Genomic DNA, 20,320 nt, shown 5'->3' with positions numbered 1-20,320 from the left:
CATTGGCTCGCCGCCATTCACTGTGCAGGCGCCGGGGCGGCCGCGAGACGCTGGGTAATCACGCTAGCCGACCTAAGCACGCAAGTGTAGCACCCGCGGCCATGCGGCGTGAAGCGCCAGCATGGGCGTCGCTTTTTGGGCGGAAACCCTGTGGCTCGCGACGCCCCGATTGATTGGCGATCCCGGCTGTGGGGGCGTCCTGCCCCGCACGGGAAACGCCTATGAATTGGCGTATCCCTAGCCGACCGTTCCGCCGGCGCAGCCCTTCGGGTACCCTGCGCCGCGTTAGCTCAATCGCTGTCGCAGCGCCTGCGCGGCTGCGTCGTCTCAACGGGAGTACCACATGGGCCTCATGAAGCTGAAGCTGCATTGGCAGATTCTCATCGCCCTCGGGCTGGCTGTCGTCGTGGGTTTCATGATCGGCGCCGAGGGCACCTTGCTCGGCCTCAACGCCGAGGGCGCACTGGCGTTCATCGGTCAGCTCTTTCTCAATGCGCTGAAGATGCTCATCGTGCCGCTGATCGTGTCCTCCATCGTCGTCGGCGTGGCCGGCATCGGTGAGTCGGACAGCCTCGGCAGGTTGGGCGGCAAAACCATCGGCTATTACGCGATGACCAGCACCTTCGCCATCATCGCCGGGCTCCTGATGGTGAACATCATCCAGCCGGGCGTGGTGGAGGGCTCCGCCGAGGAAATCTTCGGCCTACACCAAGATACCGCCGCGCTGGAAGCGGACCTCGCCGACAAGGGTGCCGACGACATCGTCGCGATCTTTCTGCGCATGATCCCGACCAACGTGGTGGAGGCCGCAAGCCAGGGTCAGATGTTGGGGCTCATTTTCTTCAGCCTGCTCTACGGCTTCTTCCTGACCCGCATCCCGAACCAATACGCCGAGGCCCAGTACAACTTCTGGAACGGCATGTTCGAGATCATGATGCGCATTACGGACCTGGTGATGCGCTTCGCGCCCATCGGCGTCTTCGCACTCGTGGCAGGCACCGTGGCAGACACCGGCCTCGCCGCGTTCGTGCCGCTGGCGGCCTTCTTCCTGACAGTGGTAGCGTCGCTCGGTATCCATTTCTTCATCACCCTGCCGCTGCTGCTGCGCTTTTTGGGCGGCGTGAGTCCCGTGCGCCACTATCGTGCCGTCAGTCCAGCCCTGCTCACGGCCTTCTCCACCGCGTCGTCGTCGGCGACGCTGCCCGTCACCATGGAGTGTGTCGAGAAGAATGCCGGCGTCTCCAACAAGACCACCAGCTTCGTGCTGCCGCTGGGGGCCACCGTGAACATGGACGGCACCGCGCTCTACGAGTGCGTCGCCGTCATATTCATTGCCCAGGCCTACGGTATCGAGCTGTCCATCGCGACCCAGTTCACGGTGGTCCTGCTGGCGCTGCTCACATCCATCGGCGTCGCCGGCATCCCGGCGGCGAGCCTGGTCGCCATCTCCATCATCCTTTCCGCGGTGGGCCTGCCGCTGGAGGGGATTGGACTGATCCTGGCCGTGGACCGCATCCTGGATATGATGCGCACCGCCGTGAACGTCACCAGCGACTCCGCCGGTGCCGTGATCATCGCCAAGTCCGAGGGCGAGACCGGCATCCTGGAGGACGGGCCGGCGCAGCCGCAGTGGGCGGCGACGCGTTGAGGTTGAAGGCTTTTCCGGACCACTACCGATAGCGGTACCGATGCGGGCTTCGGGTTGTCAGGATGGCGCGTCCAGCCCGCGTGCGAGGTCGGCCTGGATATCCTCGATGCACTCCAGGCCGACGGCGACGCGGATGAGGCCCTCGCCGATGCCGGCGCTGGCCCTGGCCTCGGGGCTGAGGCGCCCGTGGGTGGTGCTGGCGGGGTGGGTAATGGTGGTCTTGGTGTCGCCGAGGTTGGCGGTGATGGAGCACAGCCGCGTGGCGTCGATGACCCGCCAGGCCGCCTCGCGGCCGCCGGCCACCTCGAAGGCGACGATGCCGCCGCCGGCGCGCTGCTGCCGCTCCGGGCCCACCAAGTGGCGCTGCGGGTGGGCGGCCAGCCCCGGATAGTGCACCCGCTGCACCGCCGGCTGCGCGTCCAGCCAGCGGGCCAGCGCCTGTGCGGCCATGCAGTGGGCCTGCATGCGAAGCTCCAGCGTCTCCAGACCCTTGAGGAAGAGCCAGGCGTTGAAGGGGCTCATGGACGGCCCCGTCGTACGCACCACGCCGAAGACATCCTCGCCAACGTGCTTGGCATCGCCGACCACGGCACCGCCGACGCAGCGCCCCTGCCCGTCCAGGTACTTGGTGGCGGAGTGGATCACCAAGTCTGCGCCGTACGCCAGCGGGCGCTGCAGGGCCGGCGTGCTGAAGCAATTGTCCACCGCCAGCAGACAGTCATGGGTGTGGGCCAGGTCCGCCAGGGGCGCGATCTCGGCCATCTCGGTCAGCGGGTTGGACGGCGTCTCCAGGAACAAGAGCCGCGTCTGCGGACGGATGGCCGCCGCCCAGGCCTCCAAGTCCGTGAGATCCACGTAACTGGTCTCGACGCCGAAGCGCGCCAGATACTTGTCGAACAGCATGCTGGTGCTGCCGAAGAGGCTGCGGGAGGCCACCAGATGGTCCCCGGCCTTGAGCAGCCCCATACAGGTGGCGAGGATCGCGGACATCCCGGAGGCCGTGGCGACACAGGCGGCACCGCCCTCCAGCGCCGCCAGGCGCTGCTCGAAGGCGCGCACGGTGGGGTTGGTGAAGCGCGAGTAGATGTTGCCTGGGACCTCGCCGGCGAAGCGCGCGGCGGCCTCCGCGGCGCTCGCGAAGACGAAGCTGGAGGTGGTGAAGATGGGCTCGCAGTGCTCGCCTTCGGCGGTGCGCACATGGCCGGTGCGAAGCGCCCGGGTGGCGAAGCCCCGTTCGTGATCGGGCTCGGGATCCGGCTCGGGATGGGGCGGGTCGTTCTCGTGCACGCTACACCGAGTTATGCAGCTCAAGCACTGTCTCTTCGCAGCGCGACTGGCGCTTGGCATCGTCGTTGCGCACCTGCTCCAGGGCCTGCAGGTAATCCGCAGTCACGTCATTGGTGACATAGACGCCGTCGAATACCGAGGTGTCGAAGCGATCCACGTGGCTCTTGCCCTTTTTCTGGATGGCTTCGATCAGGTCGGCCAGGTCTTGATAGATCAGCCGGTCGCAGCCGAGCTCCGCTTCCACGTCGGCCTCGGTGCGGTCGTGGGCGATGAGCTCGCTGGCCGCCGGCATGTCGATGCCGTAGACGTTCGGATAGCGCACCGGCGGCGCTGCGGAGGCGAAGTAGACCCGCTTGGCGCCGGCGTCCCGCGCCATCTGGATGATCTGCTGCGAGGTGGTACCGCGCACGATGGAATCATCCACCAGCAGCACGTTCTTCTTGCGGAACTCCAGGTCGATGGCGTTCAGCTTCTGGCGCACGGACTTCTTGCGCACCTGCTGCCCGGGCATGATGAAGGTGCGCCCGATGTAGCGGTTCTTGATGAAGCCCTCGGCATAGGGCACGCCGAGCTGGTTGGCGAGCTGGAGCGCAGCGGTACGGCTGGTGTCCGGCACCGGAATGACCACGTCGATGTCGTGCTCCGGCCACACGCGCTTGATCTTGGCCGCCAGCTTCTTGCCCATGCGCGAGCGCGACTTGTGCACCGAGATGTTGTCGATGATGGAATCCGGCCGCGCGAAATAGACGAACTCGAAGATGCAGGGCGAGAGCACCGGCTGCTGTGCGCACTGGCGGCGGTGGAGGTTGCCGCGCACGTCCACCAGCACGCACTCGCCGGGGGCGATGTCGTCGACGAGCTCGAAGCCGTTGGTATCCAGCGCCACGCTCTCGGAGGCGATCATGTACTCGGTGCCGCGGTCGGTCTCGCGCTTACCGTAGACCACCGGGCGGATGCCGTAGGGGTCGCGGAAGCCGAACATGCCGAAGCCCGGGATCATGGCCACCGCCGCGTAGCCGCCGCGGCAGCGCCGGTGCACGCCCTCCACGGCGCGGAAGACGTCTTCCTCGTCGATGCGCAGCCGGTCTTGGGCCTGGAGCTCGTGGGCGAAGACGTTGAGCAGGATCTCGCTGTCGGACGCGGTGTTGATATGCCGCAGGTCCTGTACGAAGACGTCCTGCTTCAGCTCCTCGGCATTGGTGAGGTTGCCGTTATGGGCGAGGACGATGCCGTAGGGGGAGTTCACATAAAAGGGCTGCGCCTCGGCGGAGCTGGACACGCCGGCGGTGGGATAACGCACATGGCCGACGCCCATGTTGCCGCTGAGCTGCAGCATGTGGCGGTTGCCGAAGACGTCCCGGGTCAGCCCCGCATCCTTGCGCATGTGCAGCTTGTCGCCATCGCTGGTGACGATGCCGGCGGCATCTTGGCCGCGATGCTGGAGCACCAGCAGGGCGTCATAGAGGAACTGGTTGACCGGCTGTTTACCGACGATGCCAACGATACCGCACATGATTCACCTCAGATGGACTTGATCCTCTGTGTAACCTCGGGCGGAATCAAATCCAGCATGGCATCCGCCAACAGCTGGAACCTGGGGAGCAGCTCTGACTGGGACCACCAGGGGTCCTCGATCACGGGTGTCAGTGAGGCCAGAAACACCAGCAGCGCCACCACCACGGCGCCGCGGCCGGCGCCGAAGACCATGCCCAGCAGCCGGTCGGTGCCGGTGAGGCCGGTCTTTTCTACCAGCAGCGACAACAGCCAGCCGACGATGGCGCCGGCGATGAGCACCCCCACCACGATCAGCGCCACGGCGGCGCCCATGCGCAGCGACGGGGTCGACAGCCAGGGGGTGAGCTGATCGGCAACCGGCCGATAGAAGACCCACGCCGCCAGGAGCGCAGCAATCCAGACCCCCAGCGCCAGGACTTCCCGGATCAGGCCCCGGGCGAGCCCGATAATGGCCGACAGCGCGATGATGCCGATGATGACGTAGTCGACCCAGATCATGATGTGGCTTGCGTCCTCGAGCGCGGTCAGGGATAGCGCTGCACCAGGGGCTTGCTGCCCGTTTCGCTTTGAAGCTCCGCCGCCAGGCTGTTGGCGCGCGCGCGCTCCACCTCGGGCCCGACGCGCACCCGGTAATAGCGCTTACCGTTGACCGTGGCCTGCTCCACGAAGGCCGTATAACCCTTGGCGCGAAGCTCGTCTTGCAGCCCCTTGGCCGCGTCCGCAGACGCCAGGCTGGCCACCTGCACCACCCAGGAGGACGTGCCCGCGGGCACCGGCTTCGGCCCGGCCGGCGCTTGCTCGGGTGTCGGCGCAGGCTCTTGTGCTGTCACCGCCGGCTGCGCTGATTCCGGCTCTGCCTCAGTGGCCGGCGGCTCCACCGCAGCACCGGGCGGCGGCTCAGGCACCGGCAGCGGCGGTGTGAAGTCTCGCTCCGCCGTCAGCGACTCGCTGCTCTGCGTCTCGCCGGGCGCCGGTCCAGCGTCCGGCACCTCCGGCTCATCTGGAATCACGATGGGCTCGCCGAGGCCATCGGGGTCCGGCTGCTCCAGCAGCATGGGCACGAAGATAACCATCAGCGCAACGACGACGGCCGCGCCGACCAGGCGTCTTTTCGCACCTTCATCCATTCACAAGGCCCCAGTCTCGTCCGGCGGTGGAAATCTGCCCGCGCGCGCTCTGCCCGCGATACAGCCGAGAATTATACAGCAGCGATGCCGGGGCTGCGCAGGGCCGCTTCCACCAGCGTAAAGGATCCGAACACCAGCACGCAGGCGTCCTCCGAAAGCCCCTGGCGAATGCTTGCGACGGCCGCATCCAGGCTGCCGTGCACCTGCGCCGCCGCCCCCGGCACCCCGGCGGCGATGGCAGCGACCAGCGCATCCTCGGCCATGCCGCGGGGCCCAGGGGCCCGCAGCACGTGCCAAGTATCCACCCAGTCCGCCAGGGCGCCGGTGACGGCGGCGGCTTCTTTGTCGGCGGAGAGTCCCACCACTGCATGGCGCGGGCCGGTGCAGCCGAGCGCCGCCAGGTTCTGCGCCAGTGCCTGCGCGGCTTGCGTATTGTGGGCCACATCCACCACCCAGGTGGGGCGGCCCGGCAGCACCGTGAAGCGCCCCGGCAGCCGCACCCGCTGCAGGCCCTGGCGCACCGCGGCATTGCCCACCGGTAGGCGCTCGCGCAGGCAGTCGAGGGCACAAAGCGCCGCGGCGGCATTGTCGTACTGAAAGCGCCCGCGCAGCGCCGGTGCCGGCAGCGCGTCCCGGCGCCGACCATCCGGTCCCCGCCATTGCCATTGGCCGGCGTCCAGGCGCCAGTTTTGCTCCCGGCCCAATTGCAGCGGCACGGCGCCGACCTCCAGCGCCCGCTCGCGCAGTCGCGGCGGGGCATCCGCCTGGCCGATGATCGCCGGGCGGCCGGCGCGGAAGATGCCCGCCTTCTCGAAGGCGATCTGCGCCGGCGTATCCCCGAGCCAGGCCATGTGGTCGCGGCCGATGCTGGTGACCACGGCGACGTCCGCGTCGATGATGTTCACTGCATCCAGGCGCCCGCCGAGCCCCACTTCCAGCAGCACCACGTCCGGCGCCGCCTCGGCGAACAGCGTCAGGGCGGCGAGGGTACCGAACTCGAAGTAGGTCAGCGGCGCCTCGCCGCGCGCCGCATCGATGCGGGCGAAGGCCTCGCAGATGGCGGCGTCCGTGGCATCGGCACCATGGACCCGAATGCGCTCGTTGTAGCGCAGCACGTGCGGCGAGGTATAGGCGGCCGTGCGATAACCGGCCGCCCGGCAAACGGCATCCAGATAGGCCACCACGGAGCCCTTGCCGTTGGTGCCGCCGACGGTGATGACCGGACAGGCGAAGGGCCCGAGCCCAAGGGCATCCCAGACCGCCCTGACCCGCTCCAAGCGCAGATCGATGCGGCGCGGGTGCAGGGTTTCCTGCCAGGCGAGCCAATCGGGGAGGGTTTGAAAGCGCATCGGGGTGGGAAGAAGTGCGGAGTGCGTAGTGCGCTGTGCGGGCGGCAGTGCGCGTCGACTGAATCGAGGCCGGCGGGCGCGTTGTCGGGGTGAGGGCTCCTCGGTGTTCCGGGCGAAGCGATTATGCGTCCTTGGGCCGGCGCGTGAGCATGGACAGCAGGGTCGCAATACGCTCGCGCAGGTCGCGGCGGTCGCAGATCTGATCCAGGGCGCCGTGCTCCACCAGGAACTCGCTGCGCTGAAAGCCTTCCGGCAGGGTCTCGCGCACGGTCTGCTCGATGACGCGGGGGCCGGCGAAGCCGATGAGCGCGCCGGGCTCGGCGAGGTTGATGTCGCCGAGCATGGCGAGGCTCGCCGAGACGCCGCCCATAGTGGGATCGGTCATCACGGACACGAAGGGCAGGCCTTTCTCCCGCAGGCGCCCGAGGGCGGCACTGGTCTTGGCCATCTGCAGCAGCGAGAACAGGGACTCCTGCATGCGCGCCCCGCCGCTGGCGGAGAAGCACACCAGCGGCAGGTGATCGCGCACCGCCACCTCGACGCCGCGCACGAAGCGCTCGCCCACCACCGAGCCCATGGACCCGCCCATGAAGCGAAACTCGAAGGCGCCGGCGACGATGCCCATGCCCTTGAGCTGGCCGCGCTGCACCACCAGCGCCTCGCGCTCACTGGTTTGCTTCTGCGCCTGCGCCAGGCGCTCGCGGTACTTTTTCAGATCCTTGAACTTCAGCGGGTCGACCGATTCCAGCTCGGCGCCGATCTCTTCGGTGGCCGCATCGTCGTCCAGGAAGAGCGTCAGGCGCCGGCGCGCGCCAATGCGGTTGTGGTGGCTGCACTTGGGGCAAACGTCGAGATTGCGCTCCAGCTCCGCGCGGTAGAGCACCGCGTTGCAGCCCGGGCACTTGTCCCACAGCCCCTCCGGCACCGCGCGCTTGTTGTTGGCCTCGGTGCGAATGCGGCTGGGGATCAGCTTCTCGAACCAGCTCACGGCATCCCCCTTCTGCCGACTCATGCCAGCACCTTGTGCTGATCGGCCTGGTCGATGGCCTGGCGCAGCCCGCCGAGGAAGCCTGCCACGGCGTCCGGAATCGCCCCGGGCTCGTCCATCAGGGCCTCGATGCGCTCGACGATGGCGCTGCCGACAATGACGGCATCCGCCACCGCTGCGACTCGCGCGGCGCTGTCGCCGTCCTTGATGCCGAAGCCCACGCCCACCGGCAGCGGGATGCGGGCGCGGATCTCCGCGAGCTTGGCGCCGACGCCGTCGATGTCCAGGTTGCCGGCCCCGGTGACGCCCTTGACGGCGACATAGTAGACGAAGCCCGAGGCGACGCCGCCGATGCGCGCGATGCGCTCGGCATCCGACGTGGGCGCCAGCAGGTAGACCAGGTCCAGTCCGTAGGGGCGCAGCAGACCGGCCAGCTCCGCGGCCTCCTCCGGCGGCACATCCACCACCAGGGTGCCGTCCACGCCCGCCGCTGCGGCGTCGGCGGCGAAGGTCTCGGCGCCCATGATCTCGATGGGATTGAGATAGCCCATGAGCACCACCGGCGTGGTGGCGTTCTCCGCCCGGAAGGTCCGCACCATGTCCAGCACGTCGCGCAGGTGCACGCCGGCGGCCAGGGCCCGCTCGGTGGCGCGCTGGATCACCGGGCCGTCGGCAATGGGGTCCGAAAAGGGCACGCCCAGCTCGATGAGGTCGGCGCCGGCGGCCACCATGCGGTGCATCAGGGGCACCGTGACATCCGGGCTCGGGTCGCCGGCGGTGACGAAGGGGATCAGGGCCGTGCGCCCCTCGCCGCGCAGGCGCTGGAACAGACCGTCGATGCGGCTCACAGCTCGATCCCGTCCAGTTGGGCGACGGTGTCCATGTCCTTGTCGCCACGCCCGGACAGGTTCACGACGATGGTCTGGTCGCGACGCATGGTGGGCGCCAGCTTGGCGGCATAGGCCAGGGCATGGCTGGTCTCCAGCGCCGGCATGATGCCTTCGGTGCGGGTGAGGCCGTGGAAGGCGGCCAGCGCCTCGTCGTCGCTGACGGCGACGTATTCGGCACGACCGGAGTCCTTGAGCCAGGCGTGCTCGGGGCCGACGCCCGGGTAGTCGAGCCCGGCGGAGATGGAATGAGTGGCCGCGATCTGGCCGTGCTCGTCTTCCATCAGATAGGTGCGGTTGCCATGCAGCACCCCCGGCTTGCCGGCGCATAGCGGGGCGGCGTGGTGACCGGTGGCGAGGCCCTCGCCGCCGGCCTCGACGCCGATCATGCGCACGTCGGCGTCGTCGATGAAGGGATGGAAGAGCCCGATGGCGTTGGAGCCGCCGCCGACACAGGCCATGACCACATCCGGCAGGCGCCCGCTGCGCTCGAGCATCTGGGTGCGGCTCTCGCGGCCGATGACGGCCTGGAAGTCCCGCACCATGGCCGGATAGGGATGAGGACCGGCGACGGTGCCGATGATGTAGAAGGTGTTGTCCACATTGGTGACCCAGTCGCGCATGGCTTCGTTCAGCGCGTCCTTGAGGGTGCGGGAGCCGGACTTCACCGACACCACCCGGGCGCCCAGCAGGCGCATGCGGTAGACGTTCGCCCGCTGGCGGGCTACATCCACCTCACCCATGTAGACGACGCACTCGAGCCCCATGCGCGCGGCCACCGTGGCCGAGGCCACGCCGTGCTGGCCGGCGCCGGTCTCGGCGATGATGCGGGTCTTGCCCATGCGCTTGGCGAGCAGGGCCTGACCCACGGTGTTGTTCACCTTGTGGGCGCCGGTGTGGTTGAGGTCCTCGCGCTTCAAAAAGATCTGGGCGCCGCCCAGCTCGCGGCTCCAGCGCTCGGCGTGGTAGAGCGGCGACGGGCGGCCAACGTAGTCGCGCAGGTCGTTGTCCAGCTCGGCGAGGAAGGCCGGGTCTGCCAGGTAGCGCTCGTAGGCGTCGGTCAGCTCCGCCAGCGGGTGCATCAGGGTCTCGGGCACGAAGCGCCCGCCGAAGCGCCCGAAATGGCCGCTGGCATCCGGATAGTGATAGCCGGTCTGCGCGGCCTCGGCCGCAACCGGCTGTTGCATCTCATCGGCGACGGTCGCCATCGCGTACCCCCTGCATGAAGTCGTTGATCTTGCGGTGATCCTTGAGGCCCTTGGCGGCTTCGACGCCGCCGCTCACGTCCACCGCGTACGGCTTGACGCGGGCAATGGCGGCGGCGACGTTCTCGGCAGTCAGCCCCCCCGCCAGGATGATCCGCGGCGCCAGCACCGGCGGCACCCGCGTCCAGTCGAAGCGCCGCCCGGTGCCGCCGGCGAGCGCCGGGTCGTAAGTGTCCAGCAACAGCGCCGCGGCGCCATGATACTCCGCCGCCGCCACCTCCACGTCGAGGCCGTCGCGCATGGCGATGGCCTTGATCCAGGGCCGCCCGAAGCCCGTGCAGGCCGCCGGCGGCTCTTGGCCGTGGAACTGGATCAGGTCCAGCGGCACCCGGCGAATCGCCTCGGCGATCAGCGCCGGCTCGGCGTCCACGAACAAGCCCACACGGTTGACGAAGGCCGGCACCCGCGCCGCCAGTACGGCCGCCCGCGCCAGATCCACCGACCGCGGACTGGACGGATGAAACACGAAGCCGAGCGCGTCGGCACCGGCAGCAACGGCGGCGTCGACGTCCTGCTCGCGAGTGAGACCGCAGATCTTGACGCGTGTTCGCATAGCCGGGCAGCGGCGAAAACCTAGCCCGACATTACAGCACAGGCGGGCCTGCCGCGTCGCCGCCCGCGGACAGGCCCCCGGGCAGACCGAAGTCCGCCGGATAATCCACGCCGGTGAGATAAAGCCCGTGGGGCGGCGCCGTCACCCCGCCGAGGGCGCGGTTGCGCACCGCCAGCAGCTCGGCGGTCCAGGCCACCGGCGCCTCGCCGCTACCGATGGCCATCAGCACGCCGGCGATATTGCGGACCATGTGGTGCAGAAAGCCGTCCGCGCCAAGCGCAAGCGTGATCAGATCCCCCTGGCGCTCCAGGTGCAGATAACGCAGGGTGCGCACCGGACTCTTCGCCTGACAGGCGAGCGCGCGGAAGCTCGTGAAGTCGTGCCGACCCACCAGCAGCCCGCCCGCCGTGCGCATGCGCGCCAGATCCAGCGTCTTGTGGGTCCAGACCGCGCGTCCCCGCCAGAGCGCCGAGCGCGTGGGCCGACACAGGATGACGTAGCGGTAGTGGCGGCCGGTGGCGCTGAAGCGGGCGTGAAAGCCCGGCGCCACGGCCTGCGCCCAGCGCACCGCGATGTCGTCCGGCAGATTGCTGTTGGTGCCGAGCACCCAGCTGCGCGGGCTGCGCTCGGCCCGGGTGTCGAAGTGCACCACCTGGCCCTCGGCGTGCACGCCGGCGTCGGTGCGCCCGGCGCAGTGCACCCGCACCGGCTCGGCGGCGACCCGGCCGAGGGCGGCCTCGAGCCGAGCCTGCACGGTGTCGGCATGATGCTGGAGCTGCCAGCCGCTGTAGGCACCACCGTCGTATTCCACCGCCAAGGCGATGCGCCCGGCGAGCGCCCGGGCTGGCGTGCTGGGCTCAGCGCTGGTCATTCGCGTGCCCCCCAGCGCCGCTGGCGCAAGGGTCGGCGGCGCGGCCCCGCAAACACGGGCGCCTGGGGGCGATACCGTCGCAGCTCAGCCGAGCTTCGCCAGCAGGGCCTTGGCATCGGCACGCTGCTGCTCACTACCCTCCTCCACCACTTCTTCGAGGATGGCCCGCGCGGCATCCGGGTCCTCCATCTCCACATAGGCGCGGGCCAAGTCCATCTTGGTGGCGGCTTCATCCCACAGGCCGCCGTCCGTGTGCCATTGGGAGGAGAGCACATCGTTGGCGATACTGTCTTCCCAGGGTCCGGCAGCGCCGGGCTCGTCCTGAGCCTCAGCCGAGGTACCCGCCGGCTGCGTCTGCCCCTGGCCCTGCGCGCTCTGCCACTGGGTCTGAGGCTCCGCCTGCTCGGGCGCCAAGGGATCCGGCAAGGCCGGGTGCCCGTCGTCGGCTGCGTCATCCCGGCCACCGTCCGCGCCTAACAGGGGTGGCTCTTCGGCGGGCGGATCTTCGGCGGGCGGCAGGCTGAGGTCGGCAGGCTCCGAGTCACTCGGTGAGCGGGTGAGCTGTTCCAGGTCGCTCAGATCCAGATCCAGGCGATCGCCGTCCCCGGACTCGCGCAAGCCGGGGGACTGGGGCGCAGCGGCCGGCACGTCCAGGCGCAGATCAAAGGGTGCCATGGCGGGCGCGTCCGCGTCGGCTGCTTCGCGCAAGCCCGGGTCGTCGGGGCGATCGTCCGGCGTGCGAGTGGATTGCCGCTCGTCGTCGAAGTCGTCCAGCGCCGGCAGGTCCAGCTCCAGGTCGCCCATCTGCCCGCGCAGCTCCTCCGCGCTCGGCGGGACCACATCCTGCACCGAGAAGCCGAGGTCGGTGCCTCCGTCGTCGCCGAGCGCATCGCCCGTCCTTGTCGCCGCGGCGCCCAGCGGCTGGTCCGCGCCCATCGGGGTCGGTGCTCCGTCCACGGGCGCGGACCAAGGCCCGGGCGCTGACGGCTCGCCGTCGGCGGCATCGTCATCGGCGGAGAGACCCGCCAGGCCGTTCTCTAGGCGTGCCCATTTGGCTGCGTCTTCGCCGTCCTGACCCGCAGCGCGCATGGCATCCAGCAGCTCGGCCAGCGCCGCTTGGCTGCCACTGCCGAGCAGGGCCTCGCCGAGCTTGTACCTGAGCTCCGGACTCTCCGGCGCCCTCTCCAGCTCTTCGCGCAACAGCGCCTCTGCTTCGCGGTAGCGCCCATAGAGGATATAGATGTCCGCCTCGGCGATGATGTCGGCATCCTGGGTCTCCGGCTGGTCATCGGGCATGTTGGAGACCACGCCCACCGGCAGCCCGGTTTGCACGTCGATGGCACCACCGCCAGCCTGGGCGCCCTGCTGCTGCGACGCCGGCGGCGCATCTTCATCCAGCTCCGGCAGGGGGTCGATGGACAGCTCTTCGGCGGCGGCTGCGGCTGCACCAAAACCGGGCTCGACCCCCGAATCCCGGCGCGATCGGGATGCGCCGAGTCGGCTGCCGCCAGGCGCGTGAGCCAAAACGCCCTCATCGGCGTCTTCAGCGAGCTGGCGCCGTCGGCGATAGGCCAACAGCCCGAGTCCGCCGAGCACCACAGTGCCGCCGGCGGCAGGCAGCGCCCAAGGCGGCATGCTGGCGCTGACGCCCTGCGCCGTGGCCAGCGCGCCGTGCCAAAACGGCTGCTGGCCGCCGTCGGGGTTGCCGCTGCCATTGGACTCCGCCGCCGGCGCCGCGGTCTCCGAAGCCTGACCGTCGCCGTTGCCGCCGGCGGGGTCGGCGGCGCCTGCGGCGCTTGCCCCAGGCGGCGCAGCGGCAAGCTCCGGCGCCTCCAAGGGCTCCGCCGGGGCGCGCTCGCCTGGCCCTGGCGCCGGCTCGCCCTGTGCTAGCGCCTCGCCGCCGCGCCGCGGCGTTGGCACGCCATCCGCGTCCGCCGGCTCGTCTGGCGCCGGCGCCGGGCGCATCCTTGCGGCACCTGCGGGCGGTGCCGGTGTCGGCAAATCGCCAGCTGTCGGCAGCGGCTGCTCGCCGGCAGTCACCGCTTGCTGCAACTCCGCAAGCTGCTCGTTGCGCAGCTCCAGCAGGCGCTGGATATCCCTGAGCTGCTGTTCCAGCTCGCCGATGCGGTTGCGCAGCTCCGTGGCTTCCTGACGGTTGCTCTCGGTGGTCTCCTGCACCATCAGCAGATCTTGACGCAGATCGGGCTCCACAGCAGGCGGCGGCAGGGCCTCGCCGGAGGGTGCCCCCGGCGGCGGCGGCTCCGGCTCGCCGGCGGCGGCAATGCGCAGTCGGGCGTCGCTCGGTACATCGGTGATGGGACTGCTGTTGACGCTGCGCCCGGCCAGCGCGTCCTCGAATTCGCGCCGGGCGGCGCTCTGGTCCAGCGCGAAGAGCTCCTCGGCCGTCGGCACCACCAGATCGACCCCAACGCGCAGCATATTGATATTGCCGCGCATGAAGGCGTCCTGGTTATTGCGGAAGATGGCCATGGCGGTCTGCTCGACCGTGGCACCCGGCGGCGTCATGTCGCGGGCGATGGCCGTCAGGGTGGCGCCCCGCTGCACCGGGCCGTAATAGAGCGGGAAACGCGTGTCCTGCGCCTGCGGCGGGACGGGCGCCGGTGTCCGTGGGGCAGCGGCCTGGCGACGCGGCGCGGATTGCTGCCCGGGCCGCGGCTCTTGACGCTGCCGCTCGGTCTGTTGTGCGGCAGCGGGACTCCGCCGCAACGCCGGTGCCGGCTCGGGCTCCGGCGGCGGCCGCCGGCGTGGTGCCGAGGTCTGCGGCGCGACCACCCGGGGCGGTGCCGAGGTGCCGCGGGCAGGCGGGTCCAATAGAACGGTGTATTCCTTCACCAGCCTACCGCTGGGCCAGATCACTTCGACCAGGAAATCGAGGTAGGGCTCGCGGATGGGCTCGCGGCTGGAGACCTGGATATAGGGCCGACCATCCATGCCGATGGCCGGCGTGAACTGCAATCGGGTCAGAAAGTGCGGGCGCTCCGCGCCGGCCTTGGCAAATTCGGCCCGGCTCGCGAGCCTCGCCTTGACGGCGTCGATCTCATCGGGGCTGACATCCGTGAGCTCGATCTCGGCGTAGAAGGGCTGGTTCAAGGCCGACTGGGTGCGCATGCCCCCCAAACCGAGCGCTGTCGCGGTGCCCGGCAGGGACGTGAGCAGGAGCACCGCAGCGATGACCAGGGCCGGTTTTGGCAACATCCTCCGTCCTCTCCGAGGACCCGGAGCCCGGCATTCGGGCCGCGGGTTAAAGCGATCCCGATCGCCGCCAAAACCGGGCGGCGAGGGCGCTAGTTGACCCCGGACTATAGCGGAAAGACAGGGAGCCGACCAAGAACTGGTAGGGGTTTCACCGCGTCAACAGCAGCGCGAGCATCCGGCGCAACGGCTCGGCGGCGCCCCACAGCAGCTGGTCGCCTACCGTGAAGACCGACAGATACTCGGGTCCCAGGTTCATCTTGCGCAGACGCCCGACGGCGATATCGAGCTTGCCCGTGACCGCGGTGGGCGAGAGCTCGGCGATGGTGCGCTCGCGCTCATTCGGCACCAGCCGCACCCAGTCATTGGCACCGCCCAGCATGTCGGCGACCTCGTCGATGGGCAGGTCGTGCTTGAGCTTGATGGTGAGCCCCTGACTGTGGCAGCGCATAGAGCCGATGCGCACACAAGTGCCGTCGATGGGAATGGGATTGCCCTCGCGGCCGAGGATCTTGTTGCTCTCGACACTGCCCTTCCATTCCTCGCGGCTCTGGCCGTTGTCCAACGCCTTGTCGATCCAAGGGATCAGGCTGCCCGCCAGCGGCACCGTGAAGAGCTGGTCCGGAAAGTCGGCGCCGCGCATGGTCTCGATGACCTTGCGGTCGATGTCGAGGATGGCGCTGTAGGGATCGGCCAGCTCATCGGCGACGGCATCACGCAGGGCGCCCATCTGCAGCAGCAGCTCGCGCATGTTGCGGGCGCCGGCGCCGGAGGCGGCCTGATAGGTCATGGCGCTGACCCAATCCACCAGATCCCGGCGCAGCAGATCGCCGACGGCCATCAGCATCAGACTCACCGTGCAGTTGCCGCCGATGAAGTCCCGCTTGCCGGCGGCGAGCGCCTGCTCGATGACATCGCGGTTCACGGGATCGAGCACGATGGTGCTGTCGGCCGCCATGCGCAGCGTCGAGGCCGCGTCGATCCAGTAGCCCTTCCAGCCCCGAGCCCGCAGCGGAGCGAAGACCTCCGACGTGTACTCACCGCCCTGGCAGGTGACGATGGCGTCCATCTCCGCCAGCGCATTCAAATCGCGGGCATCGCGCAGGGGCTGTGCCCCGCCGCCCACGTCCGGGCCGAGCTCGCCCTGCTGGGAAGTGGAGAAGAACACGGGCTCGCTGATGTGCGCGAAGTCGTCTTCCGCGCGCATGCGCTCCATCAGCACCGAGCCCACCATGCCGCGCCAGCCGACGAAACCGATTCTGTTCATGATCAATACCCCCTGAAGTCACTCGGGGATCAAGCTTAACGGGACTGTCGGGACAGGTGGCTGAGGCAGAGCAATGGGAAGGGCTGAGGGCTGAGGGCTGGGGCTGAGGGCTTCCCGGCCCTTTACCTCAGCCCTCAGCCCTCGGCCCTTAGCAAGCGCAGCGCGGCAACGACGGCGTCGCCCATCTGGGCGGTGCCGACGGTCTCCATGCCCTCGCCGGCGATGTCGGCGGTGCGCAGGCCCTGATCCAGCACCGCGGCGACCGCCTGCTCGATGCGCTCCGCCTGGGCCGGCTCGTTCAGGGAGTAGCGCAGCATCATGGCCACCGACAGGATGGTGGCCAGCGGGTTGGCCAGGCCCTTGCCTGCGATGTCCGGCGCCGAGCCGTGGATGGGCTCGTACATGCCCTGCCCGTCGGCGTTCAGCGACGCCGACGGCAGCATGCCGATGGAGCCGGTGAGCATGGCGGCGCAGTCCGACAGGATGTCGCCGAACATGTTGGTGGTGACCATCACGTCGAACTGCTTAGGCGCGCGCACCAGCTGCATGGCGGCGTTGTCCACGTACATGTGGCTCAGCTCGACATCCGGATAGTCCGCCCCGACCCGGGTGGCTACCTCGCGCCACAGCTCGGTGCATTCGAGCACGTTGGCCTTGTCCACGGAGCACACCCGCTTGCCGCGCTTCATGGCCAAATCGAAGGCGACGCGGCAGATGCGCTCGATCTCCGATTCGGTATACACCAGGGTGTTGATGCCTTTGCGCTCGCCGGAGTCGAGCGTCTCCACGCCGCGCGGGCGGCCGAAGTAGATGCCGCCGGTGAGCTCGCGCACGATGAGGATGTCCAGCCCGGCGACCACCTCCGGCTTCAGCGCCGAGGCCGCAGCCAGCTGCGGATACAGGATGGCGGGGCGCAGGTTCGCGAACAGCCCGAGCCCCGAGCGCAGCCCAAGCAACCCCTTTTCCGGGCGCACCGAGATGTCCAGCGGCTCCCATTTAGGTCCGCCGACGGCACCGAGCAGGACGGCGTCCGCGGCCTGGGCGGCGGCGAGTGTCGCCTCCGGCAGCGGATGGCCCTCGGCGTCGTAGGCGGCACCGCCCACCAGGGCCTCCTCGGTCTCGACGGCGAGGCCGAAGTCGTCGCGCAGACAAGCGAGCACCTTGACCGCCTCGGCGACGATCTCCGGGCCGATGCCGTCACCGGGCAGAATCAGAATCTTCTTGCTCAAAGCGTCTCCCTCTCGGAGGTCTCATCAATACGCCGCGTCGTCACCGGGGAAGACGCGTGACGAGCTGCAATCAGAGCCGTAGGTCGGGCCGACGGCGGGAGGCCCGACGCACCGACTCAACCGAACAGCCACGGCGCCTCGGCCCGCCGGCGATCCTCGTAGGCCGCGATCTCATCGCCATGGGTCAGCGTCAGGCCGATGTCGTCCAGGCCGTGGATCAGGCAGTGATGATGGAAGGGGTCGATGTCGATCTCGATGGTGCCGTGACCGTCGGCGTCGAGCTTCAGGTTGTGCAGGTCCACGTCGATGGTCAGCGGCTCGTCGCTATCGGTGGCGAGCTCGAACAGCCGGTCGACGATGGCCTCGTCCAGCACGATGGGCAGGAGCCCGTTCTTGATGGCGTTCTGGTGGAAGATGTCCGCGAAGCTCGGCGCGATCAGCACCTTGAAGCCGTAGTCCGCCAGCGCCCAGGGCGCGTGCTCGCGGGACGAGCCGCAGCCGAAGTTGTGCCGGGTCAGCAGAATGGTGGCGTCCGCGTACTTGGGGTCGTTCAGCACGAAGTCCGGGTTCAGCGGCCGGTTGGCGCAGTCCTGCCCGGGCTCGCCCTGGTCCAGGTAGCGCCACTCGTCGAACAGGTTCGGGCCGAAGCCGGTGCGGGCGATGGACTTGAGGAACTGCTTCGGGATGATGGCATCCGTGTCCACGTTGGCGCGGTCCAGGGGGACCACCGTGCCGCGAAAATTCTCGAAGGGCTGCATGGGCATGGTCAAACCTCCCGCACGTCGACGAAGCGGCCGTGGATGGCGGCGGCGGCGGCCATCGCCGGGCTCACCAGATGGGTGCGACCGCCCTGCCCCTGGCGCCCCTCGAAGTTGCGGTTGCTGGTGGAGGCGCAGCGCTCGCCGGGCTCGAGCCGGTCGGCGTTCATGGCCAGGCACATGGAGCAGCCGGGCTCGCGCCACTCGAAGCCCGCCTCCGTGAAGATCTTGTCCAGCCCCTCGGCCTCCGCCTGCGCTTTCACCAGGCCGGAGCCCGGCACCACCATGGCAAGCTTGATGGTGTCCGCCACCTTGTGACCGCGGGCCACGTCGGCCGCCGCCCGCAGGTCCTCGATGCGGCCGTTGGTGCAGGAGCCGATGAAGACCTTGTCCAGCGGGATCTCGGCGAGGGGCGTGCCGGGCTCCAGGCCCATGTACGCCAGCGCATGGCGGTAGCTGCCGGACTTGACCGGATCGGCGATCTCCACCGGGTTCGGCACACTGCCGTCCACCGGCAGCACCATCTCCGGTGACGTGCCCCAGGTGACCTGCGGGCGGATGCTGGCGGCGTCGATGTGCACGACGCGGTCATACTCGGCGCCGGGGTCGGAATTGAGGCTGCGCCAGTACTCGGCGGCCTGCTCGAACAGCTCGCCCTGCGGCGCCATGGGCCGGCCGCGGACATAGTCGATGGTGGTCTCGTCGATGCCGATGAGTCCGGCGCGGGCGCCGGCCTCGATGGACATGTTGCAGACGGTCATGCGCCCTTCCATGCTGAGCGCATAGATGGCATCGCCGCCGTATTCGACGACATGACCCGTGCCGCCGGCGGTGCCGATCTCGCCGATGACGGCGAGCACGATGTCCTTCGCCGTCACGCCGCGGCCCAGCTGTCCGTCCACGCTCACCAGCATGGACTTGGACTTTTTCTGCAGCAGGCATTGGGTGGCGAGCACGTGCTCCACCTCCGACGTGCCGACCCCGAAGGCCAGCGCCCCGAACGCGCCGTGGGTGGAGGTGTGGCTGTCGCCGCAGACCATAGTGATGCCGGGCAGCGTGAAGCCTTCTTCCGGGCCGATCACGTGCACGATGCCTTGGCGCTTGTCCGCCATGTCGAAGAGCCGGATGCCGAATTCACGGCAGTTGGCCGTCAGCTGCTCCACCTGGATGCGTGAGATCGGGTCCACGATGCCGAGATGCCGGTCGGTGGTCGGCACATTGTGGTCCGGTACCGCCAGGTTCGCCTCCGGACGCCGCGGTTTGCGCCCGGCGAGCCGCAGACCCTCGAACGCCTGCGGCGAGGTCACCTCGTGCACCAGCTGCCGGTCGACGTACAACAGCGATGTACCGTGCTCGTCGGTGCGCACGACATGGTCGTCCCAAATCTTGTCGTAGAGGGTGCGGGGCGTGGGCATGGGGTCGATCTCGGCGGTGAGCGCGAAGCCGGGTAGGGTAGCGCGGTGGGTGGGGGAACTCAAACGGTGGGAAGTCTGGAAGTACGGAGTACGGGGTACGAAGTACGGGCCGGGCTCCTGCTCGCTCCACGTCTCCCACCTGCGCCGGAGGCAGGTATGCGGTAAGCAATCTGGACCGAGGCTCCAGCGTCCTCTGCGTCTCCGCTTGTCTCACCATCGTAGTTGCGCCACCACCGAGTACAAAGCCGACGCACCCCCGGGAGACGCTCCCACGTACTCCGTACTCCGTACTCCGTACTCCGTACTCCGTACTCCGTACCTCGTACTTTGTACTTCGTACTCATCACGCCCTTCGACTATGCTCCGCCCCTCATCCACCAGACACCCGAACTACGGAGCGCCCCGCATGATCCGCATCAAACCCCTCACCCTCGACGATGGCAGCCAGGTGCTGGTGGAGATCGAGCACGCCGACATCCCCGGCGAGGCCAAGGCAACGGACGCCTTGGAGGCCATGCAGCGCGCCATCGCCGGCATGGCCCGCAGCGTCCAGAGCGGCGTCGGCGACGCTGGCCCGAAGGAGTGGACCATGGAGCTCGGGATCGGCTTCAAAGGCGAGAGCCAGCCCGTGCCTGTCATCGTCGCCGGCAGCAGCTCCGGCTCCATCAAGGTCACCGCCCGCTGGGAGCGCGACGACGACTGACACGCGCGGCTCATACCCTGGACACGGCGGTTGCAAACGCCTGTCCGCCGCTCCCAAACTGCCGACAAGTAACCATCCCCCGGCAAAGCCGGGGGCTTTGAATGCGTGAGCCGCTTTGAGCGGCGGAGGGGACGCTAACGCGGCCCCGGTTCATGAGCCGCCTAAAGGCGGCGGATCAGCAGCTCCACAGTCTCAGCTGATCGAGTCGTTGATCTTCACGTTCCTGGTGCTGGATGTAGGCTCGG

At 69.0% G+C, this 20,320-nt stretch carries 17 protein-coding genes; 2 read left to right on the top strand and 15 right to left on the bottom strand.

Translation table 11 applies throughout. The annotated features are described in order from the left end of the window. Window positions 1-343: 343 nt before the first annotated feature. Window positions 344-1,648, top strand: coding sequence for a dicarboxylate/amino acid:cation symporter (locus CKO31_RS19020; protein WP_200240531.1), 1,305 nt, complete (start codon window positions 344-346; stop codon window positions 1,646-1,648). A 57-nt stretch (window positions 1,649-1,705) separates the two neighbouring features. Here CKO31_RS19020 and CKO31_RS19015 read toward each other — a convergent pair whose 3' ends face one another. The 15 genes from CKO31_RS19015 to leuC form a co-directional block, all read right to left on the bottom strand. Further along, window positions 1,706-2,935 carry an O-succinylhomoserine sulfhydrylase gene (locus tag CKO31_RS19015; protein WP_322789182.1) on the bottom strand — a complete coding sequence of 410 codons (1,230 nt, stop codon included), beginning with the start codon at window positions 2,933-2,935 and terminating at the stop codon, window positions 1,706-1,708. Window position 2,936: 1 nt separating this feature from the next. Further along, window positions 2,937-4,448, bottom strand: a complete 1,512-nt coding sequence (purF, locus tag CKO31_RS19010; protein ID WP_200240528.1) for an amidophosphoribosyltransferase — start codon at window positions 4,446-4,448, stop codon at window positions 2,937-2,939. 8 nt (window positions 4,449-4,456) lie between these two features. Further along, on the bottom strand, window positions 4,457-4,948 hold the full coding sequence (locus CKO31_RS19005) for a CvpA family protein (protein ID WP_200240527.1): 492 nt from the start codon (window positions 4,946-4,948) through the stop codon (window positions 4,457-4,459). Window positions 4,949-4,974: 26 nt separating this feature from the next. Beyond that, complete coding sequence (locus CKO31_RS19000; protein WP_200240526.1) at window positions 4,975-5,577, bottom strand: SPOR domain-containing protein; 603 nt, start codon at window positions 5,575-5,577, stop codon at window positions 4,975-4,977. A gap of 71 nt (window positions 5,578-5,648) precedes the next feature. Then, a complete protein-coding gene (folC, locus tag CKO31_RS18995) occupies window positions 5,649-6,926 on the bottom strand; it encodes a bifunctional tetrahydrofolate synthase/dihydrofolate synthase (protein ID WP_200240525.1) in 1,278 nt (425 codons plus the stop codon). 121 nt (window positions 6,927-7,047) lie between these two features. Then, on the bottom strand, window positions 7,048-7,938 hold the full coding sequence (gene accD, locus CKO31_RS18990; RefSeq protein ID WP_200240524.1) for an acetyl-CoA carboxylase, carboxyltransferase subunit beta: 891 nt from the start codon (window positions 7,936-7,938) through the stop codon (window positions 7,048-7,050). Beyond that, a complete protein-coding gene (trpA, locus tag CKO31_RS18985; protein ID WP_200240523.1) occupies window positions 7,935-8,762 on the bottom strand; it encodes a tryptophan synthase subunit alpha in 828 nt (275 codons plus the stop codon). The genes accD and trpA overlap by 4 nt, the downstream gene beginning before the upstream one ends. Beyond that, window positions 8,759-10,009 (bottom strand): tryptophan synthase subunit beta, encoded by a 1,251-nt coding sequence (gene trpB, locus CKO31_RS18980; RefSeq protein ID WP_200240522.1) that lies wholly within the window; start codon window positions 10,007-10,009, stop codon window positions 8,759-8,761. Before trpB ends, trpA begins: the two co-directional genes overlap by 4 nt. Beyond that, window positions 9,990-10,619: a phosphoribosylanthranilate isomerase gene (locus CKO31_RS18975; protein WP_200240520.1), complete on the bottom strand. Its 630-nt coding sequence runs from the start codon at window positions 10,617-10,619 to the stop codon at window positions 9,990-9,992. Before CKO31_RS18975 ends, trpB begins: the two co-directional genes overlap by 20 nt. Window positions 10,620-10,650: 31 nt before the next feature. Further along, complete coding sequence (gene truA / locus CKO31_RS18970) at window positions 10,651-11,490, bottom strand: tRNA pseudouridine(38-40) synthase TruA (RefSeq protein WP_200240519.1); 840 nt, start codon at window positions 11,488-11,490, stop codon at window positions 10,651-10,653. Between the two features lie 84 nt (window positions 11,491-11,574). Continuing rightward, complete coding sequence (locus CKO31_RS18965) at window positions 11,575-14,706, bottom strand: FimV/HubP family polar landmark protein (RefSeq protein ID WP_200240518.1); 3,132 nt, start codon at window positions 14,704-14,706, stop codon at window positions 11,575-11,577. Window positions 14,707-14,854: 148 nt separating this feature from the next. After that, entirely contained in the window at window positions 14,855-15,970 is a 1,116-nt protein-coding gene (gene asd / locus CKO31_RS18960; RefSeq protein ID WP_200240517.1) for an aspartate-semialdehyde dehydrogenase, read from the bottom strand. Between the two features lie 134 nt (window positions 15,971-16,104). Further along, window positions 16,105-17,199, bottom strand: a complete 1,095-nt coding sequence (gene leuB, locus CKO31_RS18955) for a 3-isopropylmalate dehydrogenase (protein WP_200240516.1) — start codon at window positions 17,197-17,199, stop codon at window positions 16,105-16,107. Window positions 17,200-17,315: 116 nt separating this feature from the next. Then, a complete protein-coding gene (gene leuD, locus CKO31_RS18950) occupies window positions 17,316-17,957 on the bottom strand; it encodes a 3-isopropylmalate dehydratase small subunit (RefSeq protein WP_200240548.1) in 642 nt (213 codons plus the stop codon). 8 nt (window positions 17,958-17,965) lie between these two features. Next, a complete protein-coding gene (gene leuC / locus CKO31_RS18945; RefSeq protein ID WP_200240546.1) occupies window positions 17,966-19,372 on the bottom strand; it encodes a 3-isopropylmalate dehydratase large subunit in 1,407 nt (468 codons plus the stop codon). 406 nt (window positions 19,373-19,778) lie between these two features. Here leuC and CKO31_RS18940 point away from each other — a divergent pair, with 406 nt between their 5' ends. Further along, a complete protein-coding gene (locus CKO31_RS18940) occupies window positions 19,779-20,075 on the top strand; it encodes a CU044_2847 family protein (protein ID WP_200240515.1) in 297 nt (98 codons plus the stop codon). The last annotated feature ends 245 nt before the right edge of the window (window positions 20,076-20,320 follow it).

Origin of the sequence: Thiohalocapsa halophila (assembly GCF_016583825.1) — a bacterium.
GTDB lineage: Bacteria > Pseudomonadota > Gammaproteobacteria > Chromatiales > Chromatiaceae > Thiohalocapsa > Thiohalocapsa halophila.
This window is presented reverse-complemented; position numbering and strand designations above follow the sequence as displayed.